Annotated in this window: 14 protein-coding genes, 6 tRNA genes and 1 rRNA gene; 17 read left to right on the top strand and 4 right to left on the bottom strand. The window is 45.3% G+C overall.

Translation table 11 applies throughout. The features are described 5' to 3' along the window. The first annotated feature begins 6 nt into the window (after positions 1-6). Positions 7-999: a DUF2804 domain-containing protein gene (locus tag H0S56_RS02800; protein WP_195725610.1), complete on the top strand. Its 993-nt coding sequence runs from the start codon at positions 7-9 to the stop codon at positions 997-999. A gap of 61 nt (positions 1000-1060) precedes the next feature. Here the strand turns inward: H0S56_RS02800 and H0S56_RS02805 are convergent, their stop codons facing one another. Continuing rightward, positions 1061-1939 (bottom strand): metal-dependent hydrolase, encoded by an 879-nt coding sequence (locus H0S56_RS02805; RefSeq protein ID WP_195725611.1) that lies wholly within the window; start codon positions 1937-1939, stop codon positions 1061-1063. Positions 1940-2081: 142 nt separating this feature from the next. On the opposite strand from H0S56_RS02805, the gene H0S56_RS02810 reads away from it, so the two are divergent. Then, entirely contained in the window at positions 2082-3119 is a 1038-nt protein-coding gene (locus tag H0S56_RS02810) for an AraC family transcriptional regulator (protein ID WP_195725612.1), read from the top strand. Between the two features lie 48 nt (positions 3120-3167). Here H0S56_RS02810 and H0S56_RS02815 read toward each other — a convergent pair whose 3' ends face one another. Continuing rightward, positions 3168-4502 (bottom strand): Na+/H+ antiporter NhaC family protein, encoded by a 1335-nt coding sequence (locus tag H0S56_RS02815; RefSeq protein WP_153566538.1) that lies wholly within the window; start codon positions 4500-4502, stop codon positions 3168-3170. A 365-nt stretch (positions 4503-4867) separates the two neighbouring features. Between H0S56_RS02815 and trpA the strand changes: the two genes are divergently transcribed. Genes trpA through H0S56_RS02835 form a run of 4 tightly spaced genes read left to right on the top strand, consistent with a single transcriptional unit; the run spans position 4868 to position 8863 of the window. Then, positions 4868-5671 (top strand): tryptophan synthase subunit alpha, encoded by an 804-nt coding sequence (gene trpA / locus H0S56_RS02820; protein ID WP_085064171.1) that lies wholly within the window; start codon positions 4868-4870, stop codon positions 5669-5671. Then, complete coding sequence (accD, locus tag H0S56_RS02825; protein ID WP_004645174.1) at positions 5668-6564, top strand: acetyl-CoA carboxylase, carboxyltransferase subunit beta; 897 nt, start codon at positions 5668-5670, stop codon at positions 6562-6564. Before trpA ends, accD begins: the two co-directional genes overlap by 4 nt. Continuing rightward, positions 6561-7844, top strand: a complete 1284-nt coding sequence (folC, locus tag H0S56_RS02830; protein WP_195725613.1) for a bifunctional tetrahydrofolate synthase/dihydrofolate synthase — start codon at positions 6561-6563, stop codon at positions 7842-7844. The genes accD and folC overlap by 4 nt, the downstream gene beginning before the upstream one ends. Then, positions 7841-8863 carry an SPOR domain-containing protein gene (locus H0S56_RS02835; protein ID WP_195726039.1) on the top strand — a complete coding sequence of 341 codons (1023 nt, stop codon included), beginning with the start codon at positions 7841-7843 and terminating at the stop codon, positions 8861-8863. The genes folC and H0S56_RS02835 overlap by 4 nt, the downstream gene beginning before the upstream one ends. Here H0S56_RS02835 and H0S56_RS02840 read toward each other — a convergent pair. Both H0S56_RS02840 and H0S56_RS02845 read right to left on the bottom strand, forming a co-directional pair. Next, positions 8860-9462 (bottom strand): dual specificity protein phosphatase family protein, encoded by a 603-nt coding sequence (locus H0S56_RS02840; RefSeq protein WP_195725614.1) that lies wholly within the window; start codon positions 9460-9462, stop codon positions 8860-8862. The genes H0S56_RS02835 and H0S56_RS02840 overlap by 4 nt on opposite strands. 208 nt (positions 9463-9670) lie before the next feature. Beyond that, complete coding sequence (locus H0S56_RS02845) at positions 9671-10312, bottom strand: peroxiredoxin (RefSeq protein ID WP_195725615.1); 642 nt, start codon at positions 10310-10312, stop codon at positions 9671-9673. Between the two features lie 332 nt (positions 10313-10644). On the opposite strand from H0S56_RS02845, the gene secA reads away from it, so the two are divergent. The 11 genes from secA to H0S56_RS02900 all read left to right on the top strand — a co-directional run bounded on the left by secA (position 10645) and on the right by H0S56_RS02900 (position 19741). Next, a complete protein-coding gene (gene secA / locus H0S56_RS02850) occupies positions 10645-13371 on the top strand; it encodes a preprotein translocase subunit SecA (protein ID WP_195725616.1) in 2727 nt (908 codons plus the stop codon). A 138-nt stretch (positions 13372-13509) separates the two neighbouring features. Beyond that, positions 13510-13863, top strand: coding sequence for a hypothetical protein (locus H0S56_RS02855; RefSeq protein ID WP_005106111.1), 354 nt, complete (start codon positions 13510-13512; stop codon positions 13861-13863). 159 nt (positions 13864-14022) lie between these two features. Continuing rightward, positions 14023-15243 carry a bifunctional glutamate N-acetyltransferase/amino-acid acetyltransferase ArgJ gene (argJ, locus tag H0S56_RS02860; protein ID WP_195725617.1) on the top strand — a complete coding sequence of 407 codons (1221 nt, stop codon included), beginning with the start codon at positions 14023-14025 and terminating at the stop codon, positions 15241-15243. Positions 15244-15396: 153 nt separating this feature from the next. Then, positions 15397-16464 carry a quinolinate synthase NadA gene (nadA, locus tag H0S56_RS02865; protein WP_195725618.1) on the top strand — a complete coding sequence of 356 codons (1068 nt, stop codon included), beginning with the start codon at positions 15397-15399 and terminating at the stop codon, positions 16462-16464. 151 nt (positions 16465-16615) lie between these two features. Beyond that, positions 16616-16692 (top strand) — tRNA-Pro (locus tag H0S56_RS02870). Positions 16693-16726: 34 nt separating this feature from the next. Next, positions 16727-16803, top strand: a tRNA-Arg gene (locus H0S56_RS02875). Positions 16804-16836: 33 nt separating this feature from the next. Beyond that, positions 16837-16912: transfer RNA gene (locus H0S56_RS02880), tRNA-His, on the top strand. 17 nt (positions 16913-16929) lie between these two features. Further along, a tRNA-Pro gene (locus tag H0S56_RS02885) sits at positions 16930-17006 on the top strand. Between the two features lie 913 nt (positions 17007-17919). Beyond that, a 16S ribosomal RNA gene (locus H0S56_RS02890) occupies positions 17920-19457 on the top strand. Between the two features lie 60 nt (positions 19458-19517). Then, positions 19518-19594, top strand: a tRNA-Ile gene (locus H0S56_RS02895). A gap of 71 nt (positions 19595-19665) precedes the next feature. Continuing rightward, positions 19666-19741: transfer RNA gene (locus tag H0S56_RS02900), tRNA-Ala, on the top strand. Positions 19742-19981 lie beyond the last annotated feature (240 nt).

A 19981-nucleotide genomic window follows, 5' to 3' on the forward strand; every position in this document is an offset into this window, starting at 1 on the left:
TCTTAAATGGATTTAATTCAGGCAAATGGACAACCGCGTTATGGACGTTTCAAGGAGCTTCCAAAAAGTATTGACTATCAGGCATATCAATACAAAAATCCTTATGGTCATGTGCTGTCAGGCTGGCGTAAGCATCTAAAATATAAAAAATTCAAATTCTGTAGTATTCAGCACGAGCATTATACGATTGGACTGGCGATTGCCGATATTGCATGGGCAGGGCATGGTTTTGTCTATGTCTATAACCATATGAGCAATGAAGTGCTGGAATGGAATGCGATTAATTTCCTGTCACGCAACACCGTGTTGGATGAACAGCCACTGTTTAATCATAGTTATTTCCATAATTCACCTTTTCAGATCGATATCCAGCATGCCAACGGCGTGCGTTATATCAATGTCAGCAAATATGGCGAGATTAAACTCAGTGCGCGAATTTTTTGTGCCGGAACTAATCCACTGAGTATGTGCAGTCCGACCGGCATAAATGGCTGGACTTATACCCAGAAATTAACCACCTTGGGCTGTGAAGGTTTTTTCATTAACAAGCAAGGTGAAACCATCCAGTTTAATGAACGCAGCTTTGCCTCTCTGGATGATACCTGCGGCTTTTTGCGCCCGGAAACCGCCTGGTTCTGGTTGTCCTGTAATTTCTGGGATCTGAACCAGAACCGGATTGGTATTAATCTGGCGTCAGGCGTAAATGAAAGCTTCGGTAACGAAAACTGTCTGTGGATCAATGGGAAAATTTATCCCTTGGCCGATGTGCTGTTTCAACAGGAATCGGAAAACCAATGGACGATTCAGTCGCTGGATGAAAGATTGAATCTGATGGTCAGCACAGGCTGGCGCCGTTATGAAAATCTCAACCTGCGTCTGGTCGGGAGCCAGTTTAGTCAGTGGCAAGCCAAGGTTTCCGGAACGATTCAGCAGGATGATCAGGAAATTATTTTACTAAATGAATATGCCTTGCTTGAGCAGCATTATGCCAAATGGTAAAAGTGCAGGACATAAGACCTAATTTAAAAGCCTTCAATTCTGAAGGCTTTTTGATTTGAGCTTAATCTCTGGCGGCCTGCCAGAAGGCTTCACCGGCCTGAATCGGGTCATTGGTTTCGGCTAAGGTTTTTACCCAGACATCATATTGCGCAATAACCGGATGCTGACTAGGATGGAAGTCTTTTTTAAACCAGTCCCGATATTGTGGGCCCATGCGGGTCAAGGTGCCGTTACGGCCAAACAACCAAGGCAGTCCTTTCAGGTTCATTTGCAAACGCTCCAAGACACTGAAGCCATCATGTTTCAGCATGACATTGGCGCGATAGACGGTATAACTAAACATCAAAAATGTCGTGCTGAGCAGGGTCATTTTGCGCATCCATTCAGGTGTTTTCGCGACATCTTTCATCACGTCAAAAGCCACATCACGATGCTCCATTTCTTCAATCGCATGCCAGGCAAACATGGCACGAACAAAAGGATGGGCATCTCTTAACGTATCTTTCTGTCCAAAAAAAGTTTCGGCCATCAGCGCGGTCAAGTGTTCTGCCGCTGCCGTAGTTGCAATATTGAACTGTGCTGAACGATGTTTGAGGTCATAGGCGAACATATTATTTAAACGTTCGATAAAATCATCGACGGGCATGCCTTGTTCACGCATCAGCTGGTTCATCTTTTCATGGGCAATGCCGTGCTGTGCTTCCTGACGAATAAAATCTGCCACACGTTGTTGCAGTTCCAGGTCTGTGATCTGATCGCGGAACAGGCGCACACTTTGAATAAAATAACGCTCGCCATCTGGAAAGGTCAGGCTCAAGGCATCGAACATGCGGGTCAGAAAGGGATCGCCGCCAAACCAGTAGCGCGGAATTTCATCCAGTTTAAAATCAAGCTGGGTCCGGACCACGGGCTTTATTGAAGATTTTAATACTGCATTCATCTTAGAAGTTCTTTTTTGTGACGATGCTGACAGTATGTCGGGGAATGCCGTAATTGTTTTGACAGTGCTTGCCAATTTTTATACATTTTATGCCAAATGAAAATAAAACTGCTTAGACTAAAGCAGGCAGCGGGAAGCGCGCATGCAAGAAATTAAAATATCCAATGGTTATATTCAGCTTTGGGCGACTTATCTGCGCAGTCTGCAAATTGAGCCTTTGGAAGCTGACTTTCTGCAAGATGTACATGAAGCGCTTGTCCCCCTGATTGATCAGCCTTTTGCCACGCAAGTGCCGCTGGAATTATTAAATCAGCTTCTGTTAAGAACCCGGCAACATTTAAACTGTCCACAACTAATTTTCGAGATCGTGCAGGTTATTCGTCCAGAACATTTTGGCGTGCTCGGCTATATGGCTTCGCGCAGCAGCAGCGTTGCGGAAATGATCCGGCATATCATTCGCTTTCAACGACTGGTGATTGATGGCAGTGAGTTTGTACCTTTGCAATTGAAGCAGCGTGAACACAGTCTTGAATTATTTTGGGCCTATCTGGATGAAAAATATAATCTGCTCAATGAGCTGACCATGGCCGCGATGGTGCAATTGGGACGCGTCATTTTGCAGGATCATCAACTGTTACTGCATTGTGTACGTTTTGCCCATGTGCCTGACATGGCGAAAATACATTATCAAAAGTTTTTTGCCAGTGAGGTGAGATTTTCTCAGGACTATTATGGCATAGAGCTGGATTTGCAAGGACTGGCACATGGGTCTGAGCAGGCTGATCCAATGCTGTTGCAGCTACTGGTTCATCAGGCAGAACAGGCGATTGCAGCCAAGCCGCCCCTTGAAAATCATTTGGAACAGGCGCAGCAAATGATTGCCGAACAGCTGCGGACCCAGCATCAGGCCATTAAAGTTGAACAGCTTGCCCGGCAGTTGTTGATGTCGACACGTAGTTTGCAGCGCTTGTTCAGCACTCATGGCACTTCATTTAAAAAACTGCTGGAACAGCAGCGGATTAAACGTTGCGAGCTGTTGTTGCAGCAGGGATTAGGTCTGACCGAGATTGCCGAGCAGCTGGATTATTCTGATCAGTCGGCTTTGGCACGGGCCTATAAGGCAGCCACCGGACAGACCTTGTTAGAGCGAAAAAGGCAGTTACACAAAGCACGAAGCTGAAAAAAGCGACCGGTATCGGTCGCTTTTTTATTTTCGCAGGATGATGGATTAAGTGCTTGCTTTCACCTGAGGGAATCTAAACGCGATCGCAGCAATCGCAAAAATGGCCAGAATCCAGCAATAGTACACACCACCAATCAGTTCAACCGGCGAGATTTTTGCAATGGAACAGGCCAGTAGTAACTGTGCGCCATAAGGAATTAAACCCTGTACCACGCAAGAGAAAATATCCATCAGTGCCGCAGAACGCTTAGGATCTACGCCGTATTCTTTGGCAACTTCACGTGCCATATCACCAGACAGAATAATCGCCACGGTATTATTGGCCACAAAGATATTCGAAAACACCACCAAAAAACTAATCCCGATTTCGCCGGCACGTTGCTTCCCAACTTTAAACAGACGGGTCAGGCTATAAATACGCTCGATCAGCCAGCGTAAACCGCCTTCTCGTTGCATGATCGCCGACAGGCCACCCAGAAACATCGACAATAACGCCACTTCAAACATGCCGACAAAGCCATCGTAAATTGAAGTATTCAGTTTGAGCAGATCGAATTCAGCTGTGGCAAATAGGCCAAACAAGCCGGAAAGTAGTACGCCAATGGTCAGTACAGCCAGAACGTGTAAACGGCTAAAGGCCAAAATAAATACGGCGATATAAGGTAAGACCAGAAGCCAGTTAAAATCCTTGTATTCCAATGTGTTGCTACTGCCGGTACTTAACACGTAAATTAAAATAGTGACGATTGAGGCTGGAACTGCAATCCAGACATTGACTCTGAACTTGTCACGCAGTTGTACGCGTTGGCTGGTGGTCGCCGCAATGGTGGTGTCTGAAATCATGGACAGGTTATCACCGAACATGGCACCACCGACGACCGCACCAATCGCATAAATCACGTCAATATCGGTCACCTGGGTGAAACCAAAAGCGATCGGCGCACAGGCTGCAATGGTGCCCATGGAGGTACCCATCGCCGTGGCAATAAAGGCCGAGATCACAAATAACATCGGCAGAATAAATGTAGGTGGAATCACTGACAAGCCCATCTGCACGGTGGCGTCGACGCTGCCAATGGCGCTACTGACGCTGGCAAAAGCACCTGCCAGCATAAACACCATAAACATCAGAATTAAGTTCGGATGACTGGCACCTCTGAGGAATTCCTCAATGCCCTGGTTGAGTTTGCCGCGATACACTAATGCAGCCAAGATAATCGCAGGCAGGGCAGCCACAGGCGCTTTCACCTGATAGAACGCGAACTCGGTTCCGATCAGGGAATGATAGATCCCGCTACCCAAAAATATGGTTAAAAATACAATAAGCGGCAGCAGTGCAATGGCGCGTGCCTGCACTGTAGCCTCAGAATCAGTCTGCATAGGAGATAAAAAAGTAAGAGAATAGGACTAGTATAAAGCAGGTTTTGCTATTTCAGAAAACTTTAAATGAATGCGCTAACATCTGCATTTTTATTAATTTTTATATGATAAAAATAAGTTTATCTAAATATTCAGGATTTTAGGTAATAGCAAAATTAGGCATCTTTGATCATTGTGAAAAAAATCAAAATAATCGTAAATAGACCCTTCCGAATTGTTTTGAAATCTTCGCACAGGAAATGAAGTACTCGAGGTCGGTATCGCAGACTGTTCATTGGACAAAAAATAGCGTTACAATGCGATGTCTTGTATTTCTACATAGTCAATGCCTCAAGTTTGAAACACGTTAAGGAAAATACCACCCTATGTCACGTTTAGCCACACGATTTGGACAACTTAAATCTCAACAGCGTAAAGCTTTAGTTTCTTATGTCATGGCGGGTGATCCGCATCCAGAAGTCACAGTGCCTTTGCTGCATGAGATGGTGGAGGCGGGTGTCGACGTGATTGAGCTGGGACTTCCTTTCTCGGACCCGATGGCAGATGGGCCGGTGATTGCACTAGCTGCTGAACGTGCTCTGGCAGGTGGAACCAATACCCTGGATGCCCTGCACATGGTGAAAGAATTTCGCTTGAAAGATCGCGAAACACCAGTGGTGCTGATGGGTTATCTGAATCCGGTTGAAGTAATTGGCTATGAAAAGTTTGTGGCTTATGCCTATGAATGTGGAGTAGACGGTGTGTTGCTGGTGGACTTGCCACCAGAAGAAGCACAAAGTCTGGGTGAAGTACTGGAAAAATATGACATGGATCAGATTTTCCTGCTGGCACCAACTTCAACCGATGCACGTATTCAACATGTAGCAAAACAGGCCAGCGGCTTTATTTACTATGTGTCACTGAAAGGCGTGACCGGTGCAGCAACTTTAGATGTTTCTGAAGCCGCTACACGCATTCAAAAGATTAAAGCTGTGACTGATGTTCCTGTAGGCGTAGGTTTCGGTATCAGTGATGCTGCATCTGCGAAAGCGATGGGTGTTGCTGCCGATGCAGTTATTGTGGGTAGTGCGTTTGTAAAGCAGTTTGCAACGCTCGCACCAGAACAAGCCGTTATTGCGACGGTGAATAAAGTCAAGGAGCTTCGAGCAGCGCTCGATGAGTTAGTATGAGTCAACAAGTGAAATCAGGCAAAATTCTGAGCCCATCGACCCCATGGACGGAGCGTACTGTTCCGGGCATTCAGGTACCCGATGAGCAAACGGCATATAAAGCGACATTTACCGAGCCTACGATTGAGTGTCCTGAATGTCATGCATTGGTGACCCGTACTGCCATGTCATTTAATGCCTATGTCTGTCCGCAATGTGATGAACATTTGCGTATGAAAGCCCGTGAACGTCTGAACTGGTTCTTTGATCAGGTACAAACAGAATTGGGTCAGGAATTTATAGCCAAAGATCCCCTGAAATTTGTCGATAGTAAAGCCTATCCAGACCGTATGGCTGAAGCGCAAAAGAAAACCGGTGAAACTGAAGCACTGGTGGTAATTCAGGGTTTGCTGAAAGGCGTACCGATGATTGCCTGTGCGTTTGAGTTCGACTTCATGGGCGGTTCTATGGGCACAGTGGTCGGTGACCGCTTTGTTCAGGCTGCAGAACATGCGATTGAAGCTCGTCAACCTTTGATCTGTTTTGCTGCTTCGGGTGGTGCTCGTATGCAGGAAGGCATGTTGTCCCTGATGCAAATGGCGCGTACTTCGGCTGCGATCCAGCGTTTAAAAGAAGCAGGTCTGCCTTATGTAGTGGTATTGACTCATCCAGTGTACGGCGGTGTGACCGCATCATTGGCAATGCTGGGTGATGTACATATTGCTGAACCGAAAGCGATGATTGGCTTTGCCGGTAAACGTGTGATCGAACAGACTGTACGTGAAAAACTGGAAGAACCGTTCCAGCGCGCGGAATATTTGCTTGATCATGGGGTAATCGATCAGATTGTTCACCGTCATGCATTACGTGATACAGTTTATCGTATCGTTACGAAGTTGATGAATTTGCATTGAACACAGCACCCTTAGCAACAGATTCTTTAAATACATGGCTCGATTATTGGAGCCATGTTCACGTTACGGGTATTGATTTAGGTCTGGAGCGCGTTATTCCGGTGGCTGAAAAGCTGGGCGTGACATCTCCAGAGGCCAAAGTGCTGACGGTGGCAGGAACCAATGGTAAGGGTTCGACCACCACCACGCTGGCCGCGATCCTGAATGCGCAAGGCTTCAAGGTCGGATTATATCAGTCTCCACACGTGTACCGTTTCAATGAACGTGTGAAATTACGCGGCATTGAAGTGGAAGATCAGTTGCTGATTGATGCTTTTGTTCAGGTCGATCAGGCTCGTCGCGAATGCGGTTTGAGCCTGTCTTTCTTTGAAGCCACGACACTGGCTGCTTTTGTGATTTTTAAAGATCAATGCTGTGATGTCTGGGTGCTGGAAGTTGGCTTAGGCGGCCGTCTGGATGTGGTCAATGTGGTCAATCCGGATGTGGCGGTGATTACCAATATTGGTCTGGATCATACTGACTGGCTTGGTGACACCATCGAGAAAATTGCTTTTGAAAAGGCCGGAATTATTCGCCCGGATATTCCAGTCGTGTTTGGTGGACAGCAACAGATCCCGCAAGCCATTCTAAATAAAGCTCAAGAATGTAATGCATCTTTGTATGCAATCAACCGTGATTATTTCTATAAAGCCTTTGAAGATGGCCAAAGCTGGGCTTTTGCTTCATCGGGTACGACCTTAAAACTCCCAACAGGTTCGCTGGCACTGGATAATATTTCTACCGCCGTGGCCGCCATTCTGCTGAGCGGATTAAACGTCAGCCAGCAGGCAATTGCACAAGGCATTCAAACGGCAAAATTGCCGGGACGGTTTGAAATCCGTCAAATCCAGAATAAAACCGTGATTTTTGATGCAGGACACAACCCGCATGGGGTCGAATTTCTACTGAAACAATTACGAGATTATTTAAATTACAATCAAAAATATAATGAAGTCATTTGTGTATTTTCAATGCTGGCAGATAAAGATATAAATTCTGTCGTCAAGTTATTGAAAGACACGGTGCAATTGTGGAAAATTGCACCATTATCCGTTCCACGTGCGGCAGACGTCACAGTTTTGGCTGATGCTTTAAACGGTGAGGCGGTAGAACAATTTGACAATGTAAAATTAGCTTTTAAATCAGCACTGGATCAAACAGATAATAATCAGCTGATTTTGGTATGTGGATCATTTCATACCTTAGAAGCGGTATGGGAGTATTTGGAAGAATGTCAATGAATAACAAACAGCGCTGGATGGGCGGTGTTGTTTTACTCGGTGGTGGTGTTTTATTGGCAGCATTACTCCTGAAAGGCCAAGATGAAATCAATCAGGACCGTCAGCAAAATCCGGCACAGGCTGCGGAAGTTGAAAATAAAGAGACAGGCAATCATTCGCTCGGTTCTTTGACGGTCGATGTGGAAACAGAAAAGCGTTTACTTGAACAGCAACGTCGTGACCGGGAAAAATCGGTTGCAGAGCAGGAAGCACGTGCGGCTGAATTTTTAGCGATGCAACAGCAGGCTGAAGCAGATGCTGCGCGTAAAGCCGCTGAAGAATATGCTGCCCTGAATGCACACCGTCTGGGACAGCAAAGTTCCGATAATATTCCGCCAGAACTGGTTGAAGATGAACAGGCCAAGCAGAAACGTCTGGCTGAAGAAAAAGCGGTGCAAGAAAAAAAGTTAGCCCAGCAGCAGCTGGACCAACAAAAAGCCAATAGTTCTACTGATGCAGCCAAGAAAGAAGCAGAGCGTAAAGTTGCTGAAAGCAAAGCCGCTGAAGAAAAACGCAAGTTAGAGCAACAGCAAAAAGCCGAAGCAGAACGTAAGGCGGCTGAAGCAAAACGTAAAACCGAGGAAGAGCGTAAGGCTGCTGAAAAGAAAGAAGCTGAACGTAAAGCTGACGAAAAGCGTAAAGCTGAAGAAGCCAAGAAAAAGGCTGCAGCCGAAGAAGCCAAGAAGAAAGCAGAAGCTGAACAGGCGCGTAAGTTACTGGAAGGTGAAGAGGACAAGCAATGGATGGTGCAGGTGGCACTGGCAGCGAATGAAGCCAATGCAGATGCTGTAGCAGCCAAACTGCGTGCCAAAGGTTATAAAGTAACCAAAAGCTCAACGTCTAAAGGTGTACGTATCATGGTGGGTCCGTCCAAAGACCGTGAGACTGCAGATGCACTTCGTAAGAAAATTGCGTCTGATGCCAGCCTAAATATGAAATCAGCTTGGGTGAACGATTGGGTGCCGCTAGATAAGCGTTAATTCTTTGCATTAACCAAAGTTTCTGTAGATGGATTCGTGAGTTGCTCGCGAATCCATTTTACATTTTCAGGGGTAAATAAATTTTCAATATTGTGCCAAATGGCATGAAAACCATATCCGCCATGTTTCATTTCCTGTAGTGCCTGCTCAATCGGCCAATGTTCAAAAATAATCCGGTACATGGCGACACTTGCACCAGTTCGGTCTGAACCGTGATAACAATGCAAGAGCACCTTCTGGTGATTTTGTTGTGCTTGCTGAATCAGTAGCATAATTTTCAATAAATCTTCCCGATCAATTGCCCAGGTATGTATGGGTACATGATGTAGCTGAAAGTTTTCATTGCTCAAAACAAAGCTGTCTTGATCCCTTGAACGTAAATTAATAACTACATCGATTTGATGCTTTTTTAATAAAGGAATGAGTTCAGTTGAAGGCTGCTCACTACGATAGACAAAATTGCTGATTTGATGAAAATTATGATTCTGATGAATGGGCTGTCCCCAATGCTGAGGACGTTGCTGCTCAGGCAGGGCGGGCGTAGTCACGCAACCTGTCAGGAAGCAGCTCATCAGGATGGGAAATATGCAGATTTTCATATAGAGCATAGATGTGGTTTTTGTTATTTCAAGTTTAAAGTGGATATGGGATTTTGAATATAAAAAAGCCTATCCGAAGACAGGCTGTATCAACAAATCGAATCCGTGGCACGTCAATGTCGTATTCGATAAAGCATAAAATGTGGAAAATAGAGTTTCTCTTATCCTTTACTTTGCTTGTCTTTCGCAAAATTAAAAAGGAGTCCTTTTAATTTTGCTCAGGATGGGGCGTGAGGCGTAAATAAGGTTTAACCGCGGTATAACCTTTTGGAAAACGTTGCTTGATTTCTTCTTCATCTTTCAGTGAAGGGACAATCACCACATCATCACCGTGCTGCCAGTTCGCAGGCGTGGCCACTTTATGTTTATCGGTGAGTTGCAGTGAATCCACCACACGCAAGATTTCATGGAAATTACGACCGGTCGATGCAGGATAAGTAATAATCAAACGGACTTTTTTGTTGGGATCAATGACCACTAAAGAACGAACTGTTAGCGTTTCGCTGGCATTCGGATGAATAAAGTCATACAGCTCAGAAACTTTGCGATCCTGATCGGCAATGATCGGGAAATTCACCGTGGTGTTTTGGGTTTCATTGATATCTTTAATCCAGCCATGATGCGATTCAACATCATCGACCGACAAGGCAATGGCTTTCACGCTACGTTTTGCAAACTCGTCTTTCAGTTTTGCGGTATAGCCAAGCTCAGTCGTACATACTGGTGTATAGTCAGCAGGGTGTGAAAATAAAATGCCCCAGCTATCACCCAGAAAGTCATAAAAATTAATCAGGCCTTCACTGGATTGCTGTTCAAAATTCGGTGCGGTATCGCCTAGACGTAAACTCATCTTTTTAGCCTCAATTGGTCTTTTAGTGTCGAGATACGATTTAATATGAATCAATTTTTTTATGATTAAAAATAGTGTTTTTTGCTTTCTTTATGAGTAAATTGCATAAGTAGGATATCCATCTATCCAGAAGCGCAAAAATCAGTCACTTAATTGACTATGTTGCACAGGGAAAATTTGCTACATTACTTTGCCTTAGATCTTAGGGCTAGAACTAAGGATCAGATTTTTTTAGCGGTTTTACAGCAAAACCCTTGTAGTTCAAATTTCTAGCACCATAATAACGACTAAGAACATATTCATTTGACAAGCAAGATTTAGAGAGTCTATTCATGTTGGCAAGTCTGATCGGAGGAATCTTCGGTACCAAAAATGAGCGCGAACTCAAACGCATGCGTAAAATCGTAGACAAGATTAATGTGCTCGAGCCGACGATATCTACCCTTAGCGATGCAGACTTATCTGCAAAAACTGAAGAATTCAAACAACGATATAATAAGGGTGAAACCCTCGATAAATTATTGCCTGAAGCATTTGCAGTCTGTCGTGAAGCGGCGAAGCGGGTGATGGGCATGCGTCATTATGACGTGCAGCTGATCGGTGGTATTACCTTGCATGAAGGCAAAATCGCAGAAATGCGTACCGGTGAAGGTAAAACCCTGATGGGTACTTTGGCCTGTTATCTGAATGCCATCAGTGGTCAGGGTGTGCATGTCATTACCGTGAACGATTACCTGGCGCAACGTGATGCCGAGTTAAACCGTCCATTATTCGAATTCTTGGGTCTAAGTATCGGCATTATTTATTCCATGCAAAATCCGATGGAAAAAGCGGAAGCTTATCGTGCCGATATTACTTACGGTACCAATAACGAATTTGGCTTTGACTACCTGCGTGACAACATGGTGTTCTCGCTAGCAGAGAAAAAGCAGCGTGGTTTGACCTATGCCATTATTGATGAGGTCGATTCGATCCTGATTGATGAAGCGCGTACCCCGTTGATTATTTCCGGTCAAAGTGAAGATTCTTCACAGCTTTATGCAGCCATCAATAATATTCCACCAAAATTACAGGCACAGAAAGAAGAGAAAGTGCCGGATGGCGGTCACTTCTGGATTGATGAAAAACAGCGTTCAGTTGAAATTACTGAAGTGGGTTTTGAAACCATTGAAAGTGAATTGATTGAAATGGGCTTGCTGGCAGAAGGCGAGAGTTTGTATTCAGCGTCGAACCTGAACCTGTTGCATCATGTCACTGCAGCGATCCGTGCCCATTATCTCTATCAACGCAATGTGCAATACATCATCAACGATGGTGAAGTGATTATTGTCGATGAAAATACCGGTCGTACCATGCCGGGACGTCGCTGGTCTGAAGGTTTGCATCAAGCCGTAGAAGCCAAAGAGGGTCTGGAAATCCAGCCGGAAAACCAGACTCTGGCAACCACAACCTTCCAGAACTATTTCCGTCTGTATAAAAAATTATCCGGTATGACCGGTACTGCTGATACTGAAGCAGCGGAAATGAAAGAAATTTATGGTCTGGATGTGGTGCTGATTCCGACCCACCGTCCAATGATTCGTCAAGACCATAACGATTTAATTTATTTAAATCGTGAAGGGAAATATAACGCGATTATTCAAGAAATTCAGCGTGTGCATGAAGCTGGTGTCGCACCAATTTTGATTGGTACAGCCACCATTGAAGCTTCTGAGATTCTGTCGGATAAGCTAAAAGCGGCAGGGATCCAGCATGAAGTACTGAATGCCAAACAGCACGAACGTGAAGCCGATATTATTGCGCAGGCCGGTGCGCCGCGTGCAGTGACGATTGCCACCAACATGGCCGGTCGTGGTACCGATATTCTCTTGGGTGGTAACTGGAAGGCGTTGCTGGCTAAAATTGAAAACCCGACTCCTGAAGATGAAACGCGTCTGAAAGCAGAATGGGATGTTAATCACCAGGCTGTGCTGGATTCAGGCGGTTTGCATATTATCGGTTCCGAGCGTCATGAATCACGCCGTATCGATAACCAGCTGCGTGGTCGTGCCGGTCGTCAAGGTGACCCGGGTGTATCACGTTTCTATCTGTCACTTGAAGATGACTTGATGCGTATTTTTGCCGGTGATCGCGTAGTCGGCATGATGCGTGCCATGGGCTTGCAGGAAGATGAAGCGATTGAGCACAAAATGGTGTCTCGCTCGATTGAAAATGCGCAGCGTAAAGTGGAAGCACGTAACTTCGATATTCGTAAGAATTTGCTGAAATACGATGACGTCAATAACGAACAGCGTAAGATCATTTATAGTCAGCGTGATGACATTTTGGCAGAAAATTCACTGCAGGATTATATTGAAGAAATGATCCGTGAAGTGATGCAGGGTGTAATCGCCAACTATATTCCGCCTGAATCGATTCATGACCAGTGGGATATTGAAGGTCTGGAACTGGCGCTGCGTGAAGATCTTTCGATGGATCTTCCTATCGGACAATGGCTGGAACAGGACCGTCGTCTGGATGAAGAAGCTTTGGTGGTGCGCATTACCGATGAAGTACTGAACCGCTACCGTTCACGTCGTGAACAAATGGGTGAAGAATCTGCAGCTTCGCTTGAACGTCACTTTATGCTGAATTCTCTGGATCGTCATTGGAAAGAGCATCTGGCGGCTATGGATTATTTGCGTCAAGGTATTCATTTACGTGGTTATGCGCAAAAGAATCCAGAGCAGGAATATAAAAAAGAAGCTTATAACCTGTTTGTAAACATGCTGGGTACGATTAAGTCCGATGTCGTGACAGATCTGTCACGCATCCACGTACCGACACCTGAAGAGCTGGCGGAAATGGAAGCACAGCAGCAGGCACAGGCTGAGGCAATGGGTTTGCAGTTATCTCATGAAGAGTTTGACGGCTTGCTGGCAGGTGAACATGAGGTGACGACCGAGCAAAATGCTCAGGCGAATCCTGTAGCACCAGTCTTTGAAGCACCGGCAAGTCGTAATGCGCCTTGTCCATGTGGTTCAGGTCTGAAATACAAACAGTGTCATGGCAAGATCTAAACGCTATTAAAAATCAGAGCCCCATGGCTCTGATTTTTTTATGTATGAAGATTTTTCAGAAATTGAATACTGTTTGCAGTCTTAGGAATTAAATGCTATTTAATGGCTCATTCAACACCTCAAAGTGGAATAACCTGAATGAAAAAAGTATTAAAAACGCTCATAATTGCCGCTTTGGCAACGCCTGCCTTAAGTTTTGCACAAACTGCAGCGACCACAACAATTGATAAAGTTCAGCAAGCGGTGGGTACGACTACTGCTCAAGTACAACGTACCGATGCACAAGTGACTGTGGCAAGCCCACGTACCGGCATCCGTTATACCTTTGCCAATCAGAATCGTCCGATTGTGTTGCAGACCGCTGCGATTGCAGCTGCTAATGCGGCAAATGCAGACCGTATTGTTGCTACTAATCCTGCACTTTCTAGTGCAAGTCAACAACAAGCGAAACAGGCTTTACTAAGCGAATCTGGACAACTTGCACAAAATTAAAAATATCTTAATTTTAAAAACGTAGAAACCAGTCTTGATGACTGGTTTTTTATTGTGAAAACCCATAACAAATCTCAGACTGGCTCAGGCTTTGGCTCGATTTTTTGTTGCAGATCAACTAAGCTGTATTTTTCTAAAACTTCAATATTGGACTTTAAAATGGCAGTTGGTGACGTATCTATGCCACAGATGCATGTGGTGAAAGGGGTTAAAATTGGTTCGGCTGAAGCCTATGTGCGCTATCAGAACCGACGTGACCTGGTGATATTTGAACTGGCTGCAGGCTCCAATGTTGCTGGGGTGTTTACCCAGAATGCCTTTTGTGCAGCACCTGTGCATGTATCCAAAGCACATTTGCAAGCGGGAAATCCACGTTACCTGGTAATCAATACCGGCAATGCCAATGCAGGAACAGGTCCTACAGGCATGGCAAATGCAGAAGCCACCTGTGCCAAGTTAGCTGAACTTGCAGGCGTACAGGCTGCTGAAGTGTTGCCATTCTCGACTGGTGTGATTGGTGAGCAGCTTCCAATGGAGCGTTTGCTTACAGGTTTACAGCCTGCGCTGGATTCATTGCGTGATGATGCCTGGGGCGATGCAGCGACTGGAATCATGACCACAGATACTACTCCGAAAGGTGCGTCAGAACAGTTCGAGCTGGATGGTGTGACTTATACCATGACCGGTATTTCCAAAGGTGCAGGCATGATTCGCCCGAATATGGCGACCATGCTGAGCTATGTTGCGACGGATGCACCGATCAGCCGTGAACTGGTTCAACAGTTATTAACTGAAACAGTCAATGTATCGTTTAACCGTATTACAATTGATGGCGATACCTCAACTAATGACTCGTGTATTTTTATTGCCACAGGTCAGGCCGGTGGTGCTGAAATCACTTCGACTGAAGATCCACGTTATGCAGTGGTGCTAGACGTATTGACACGTACCATGAAACGCCTTGCGCAACTGATTGTACGTGATGGTGAAGGTGCGACTAAATTCATTACCGTGACTGTAGAAGGTGGTGGCAATACTCAAGAGTGCTGCGATATTGCCTATAGCATTGCGCATTCACCGCTGGTCAAAACCGCAATCTTTGCTTCTGACCCAAACTGGGGCCGTATTCTGGCAGCGATTGGTTATGCCGGTGTGCCAAATTTAGACGTTGCAAAAATTCAGGTTTGGTTAGATGATGTACAAATCTGCAAAGATGGTGGTGCGGCAGCAGACTATACTGAAGCAGCCGGTGCACGTGTGATGGCCCAGGCTGAAATGACGATTCGTGTTGATCTTGGACGAGGTCAGGCAAAAGATACGGTTTATACCTGTGACCTGTCGTATGACTACGTAAAAATCAATGCAGATTATCGCTCATAATTCAGATTGTTTATAAAGCCTCCGTTGTGGGGCTTTTTTTATACTTAATGATTTTTAATGACTGGTCAAAAATAGCATTTCGCCAGAGATGACCGGGATGTAGGGTGAAAGGTTCATTGAATAGTGAACCATGAGGGTAGAGTAAGAGTTGTTATGAATGATGCGACCAAATTAATAGCCAATGAAGCTAAATCGATTGTGCAGGCGCATTTAGATCGTTTAGGTGTTCCACAAGAACATCAAATGAGCCAGCAGGAAAAATTGGACAAATTTGCACAGATCAAGGCAGAGCTGGAAAAACAGGATGCTGTTTTGGTGGCGCATTATTATTGTGATCCTGAAGTGCAAGAACTGGCTGAACTGACGGGGGGCTGTGTTTCCGATTCACTGGAAATGGCGCGTTTTGGTCGCGATCATCCAGCTTCAACGCTTGTGGTAGCTGGTGTGAAATTTATGGGCGAAACCTCTAAAATTCTTTCACCCAATAAAACCGTGCTGATGCCAACTTTGGAAGCGACCTGTTCACTGGACTTAGGTTGTCCTGTCGATGAGTTTACCGCTTTTTGCGATGCGCACCCGGATCATACCGTGGTGGTTTATGCCAACACGTCAGCGGCCGTGAAAGCCCGAGCCGATTGGGTCGTCACTTCAAGTTGTGCAGTGGAAATTATCGAACATCTGGACAGTCTGGGCGAAAAAATCATCTGGGCACCCGATCAGCATCTGGGTCGTTATATCCAGAAAAAAACCGATGCAGAGATGTTGCTCTGGGATGGCGCCTGTATCGTGCATGAAGAATTCCGTTCACGCGGTATTGCCAATATGAAAGCACTCTATCCAGATGCTGCGGTTCTGGTACATCCTGAATCACCGATGTCTGTAGTCGAGATTGCCGATGCCGTGGGTAGTACCTCACAATTAATTAAAGCAGCACAGACTTTGCCGCACCAGCGCTTGATCGTGGCTACTGATCGCGGCATTTTTTATAAAATGCAGCAGGCAGTACCGGATAAAATCCTGATTGAAGCGCCAACCGCAGGAGAGGGGGCGACCTGTCGTTCTTGTGCGCATTGTCCTTGGATGGCCATGAACGAGCTGGATGGTATCTTGCATGTGTTACAGCATAAAGATCAGGAAGTACATGTCGATCCGGCACTTGCTGAACGAGCGAAACTACCTCTAGATCGCATGTTGAACTTTAGTGCCGGACTAAAACGTTAAAATTTGTATAAAAAATGTCTGAAGTGATTGATAAATAAACGCTTGAAGCGTTTTTTCGGTTTTTTTTAAATATAGGTGTTGACGTCTCCGGGCGTCACGCCTAGAATGCACACCGTACCGAACGATGTTCGATACGAAAGCTGAGATGAATCGGAGCATAGCACAGCCTGGTAGTGCACCTGGTTTGGGACCAGGGGGTCGTAGGTTCGAATCCTACTGCTCCGACCAATTCTTCAAGGCAAATGATGTTTGCATCAGTAACGCGCTTGTAGCTCAGTTGGATAGAGCATCCGCCTTCTAAGCGGATGGTCACAGGTTCGAATCCTGTCAGGCGCGCCATTTGGTCGCTTGATGTTAAGAATCAAAATGATGGTGGATGTAGCTCAGTTGGTAGAGCCCTGGATTGTGATTCCAGTTGTCGCGGGTTCGAATCCCGTCATTCACCCCAACTTTTAAAGTTGAAATCGGAGCATAGCACAGCCTGGTAGTGCACCTGGTTTGGGACCAGGGGGTCGTAGGTTCGAATCCTACTGCTCCGACCATCTCCTTCAAGATGGTCGAGATAAAAGATACCGCGTTAAGCGGTTTTTTTATGCCTGAAATTCAATGTGAATAAAAAATATACAATTGTTATCGGTGGCTATCATGATGAATGCTCGAATTCCTATTAAATTATTTTTCATCTAATAAAACTGTGCATTGAAGATTGCTTTCTTCTCGCATTGCTTCACTCTTAATTTTAATCATTCAACAATTTAACCAGAGTTTATCTATAGAGTGATTATCTTGTTGAATGGAATTTTAATGGATGGATGAGGATTATATTTTTAAAATGGGTAAGGGATTCCATAGTAAATCTATTTTATTAACTCATCTGTTGTGTTTGATCTGAAATAAAGACAATAAAAAATTTTTAGATAGATATAGCAATTAAATTAACTAGAAATACCCATTGATAAGTAAATAAACTACTTTAAAACATCAATAATTGAATAAATTTTGAGTGAAAAATAGAAAAACCTGTATTTTTTGTAGAATAAATAAACAATCGTGATGATTTTGCTGAATTATTTAAAAATAGGGGTTGTATTGGGTTGGGAATCCTGTAGAATGCACATCCATCGGCGGTGATGAAGATTAAAACTTCTGATAAAACAGTGACTTAGTTAAGTTTGATTGAGTTGGGTTTTAGAAAGAAAGTTTAAAAATAGTTTTCATTGCTAGTTGACACTAAGAATATCTAGTGTAATATAGCCGACCTAGCTTGCTGGTGACGAATCAGCAAGAAGATCATTAAGAGATTATGAAGAACAACTTGTGTGGATTTTTACTGGTTGATCGATCGAAATTATTTTCATTGATTGATGGTAGAAATTACTCGAAGTTTATTTGAGAAATATTTGTCAGAAAATTGATGAGTCAAGATTGGCACCCTTTAAGGTGCTACATAGTATTAAACTGAAGAGTTTGATCATGGCTCAGATTGAACGCTGGCGGCAGGCTTAACACATGCAAGTCGAGCGGGGAAATGTAGCTTGCTACATTACCTAGCGGCGGACGGGTGAGTAATGCTTAGGAATCTGCCTATTAGTGGGGGACAACATCTCGAAAGGGATGCTAATACCGCATACGTCCTACGGGAGAAAGCAGGGGACCTTCGGGCCTTGCGCTAATAGATGAGCCTAAGTCGGATTAGCTAGTTGGTGGGGTAAAGGCCTACCAAGGCGACGATCTGTAGCGGGTCTGAGAGGATGATCCGCCACACTGGGACTGAGACACGGCCCAGACTCCTACGGGAGGCAGCAGTGGGGAATATTGGACAATGGGGGGAACCCTGATCCAGCCATGCCGCGTGTGTGAAGAAGGCCTTTTGGTTGTAAAGCACTTTAAGCGAGGAGGAGGCTACCGAGATTAATACTCTTGGATAGTGGACGTTACTCGCAGAATAAGCACCGGCTAACTCTGTGCCAGCAGCCGCGGTAATACAGAGGGTGCAAGCGTTAATCGGATTTACTGGGCGTAAAGCGCGCGTAGGTGGCCAATTAAGTCAAATGTGAAATCCCCGAGCTTAACTTGGGAATTGCATTCGATACTGGTTGGCTAGAGTATGGGAGAGGATGGTAGAATTCCAGGTGTAGCGGTGAAATGCGTAGAGATCTGGAGGAATACCGATGGCGAAGGCAGCCATCTGGCCTAATACTGACACTGAGGTGCGAAAGCATGGGGAGCAAACAGGATTAGATACCCTGGTAGTCCATGCCGTAAACGATGTCTACTAGCCGTTGGGGCCTTTGAGGCTTTAGTGGCGCAGCTAACGCGATAAGTAGACCGCCTGGGGAGTACGGTCGCAAGACTAAAACTCAAATGAATTGACGGGGGCCCGCACAAGCGGTGGAGCATGTGGTTTAATTCGATGCAACGCGAAGAACCTTACCTGGTCTTGACATAGTAAGAACTTTCCAGAGATGGATTGGTGCCTTCGGGAACTTACATACAGGTGCTGCATGGCTGTCGTCAGCTCGTGTCGTGAGATGTTGGGTTAAGTCCCGCAACGAGCGCAACCCTTTTCCTTATTTGCCAGCGGGTTAAGCCGGGAACTTTAAGGATACTGCCAGTGACAAACTGGAGGAAGGCGGGGACGACGTCAAGTCATCATGGCCCTTACGACCAGGGCTACACACGTGCTACAATGGTCGGTACAAAGGGTTGCTACCACGCGAGTGGATGCTAATCTCAAAAAGCCGATCGTAGTCCGGATTGGAGTCTGCAACTCGACTCCATGAAGTCGGAATCGCTAGTAATCGCGGATCAGAATGCCGCGGTGAATACGTTCCCGGGCCTTGTACACACCGCCCGTCACACCATGGGAGTTTGTTGCACCAGAAGTAGGTAGTCTAACCTTAGGGGGGACGCTTACCACGGTGTGGCAGATGACTGGGGTGAAGTCGTAACAAGGTAGCCGTAGGGGAACCTGCGGCTGGATCACCTCCTTAACGAAAGATTGACGATTGGTAAGAATCCACAACAAGTTGTTCTTCATACGATGTATCTGAGGGTCTGTAGCTCAGTTGGTTAGAGCACACGCTTGATAAGCGTGGGGTCACAAGTTCAAGTCTTGTCAGACCCACCAAATCTGACTAACGAAGCATGAAAGTGCTGAAGCAAACAGAACAGAACGATACATTGACTTATTGATAAGCTGGGGACTTAGCTTAGTTGGTAGAGCGCCTGCTTTGCACGCAGGAGGTCAGGAGTTCGACTCTCCTAGTCTCCACCAAATTTCAAGATCATAAAAGCACTGCTTTTACTTGAAATTTAAGCAAGAAGCTACGCTTCGCGCAGTATGTAAGCATACAGTGATGAAGTTGTTTAGTTCCTAAGCGATCAGGTGTTTAGATCCTAGAGATTAACAAGTACAAGCGTTATGATACGCGCACTTGATAATCTCTGTGATTTATCACAGTTTCCTGACCTGACGAAGGCTGGAAAAATCATTAACAGAATATATTTGAGTTGA

Source organism: Acinetobacter lwoffii, from assembly GCF_015602705.1.
Taxonomy (GTDB): Bacteria; Pseudomonadota; Gammaproteobacteria; order Pseudomonadales; family Moraxellaceae; genus Acinetobacter; species Acinetobacter lwoffii_E.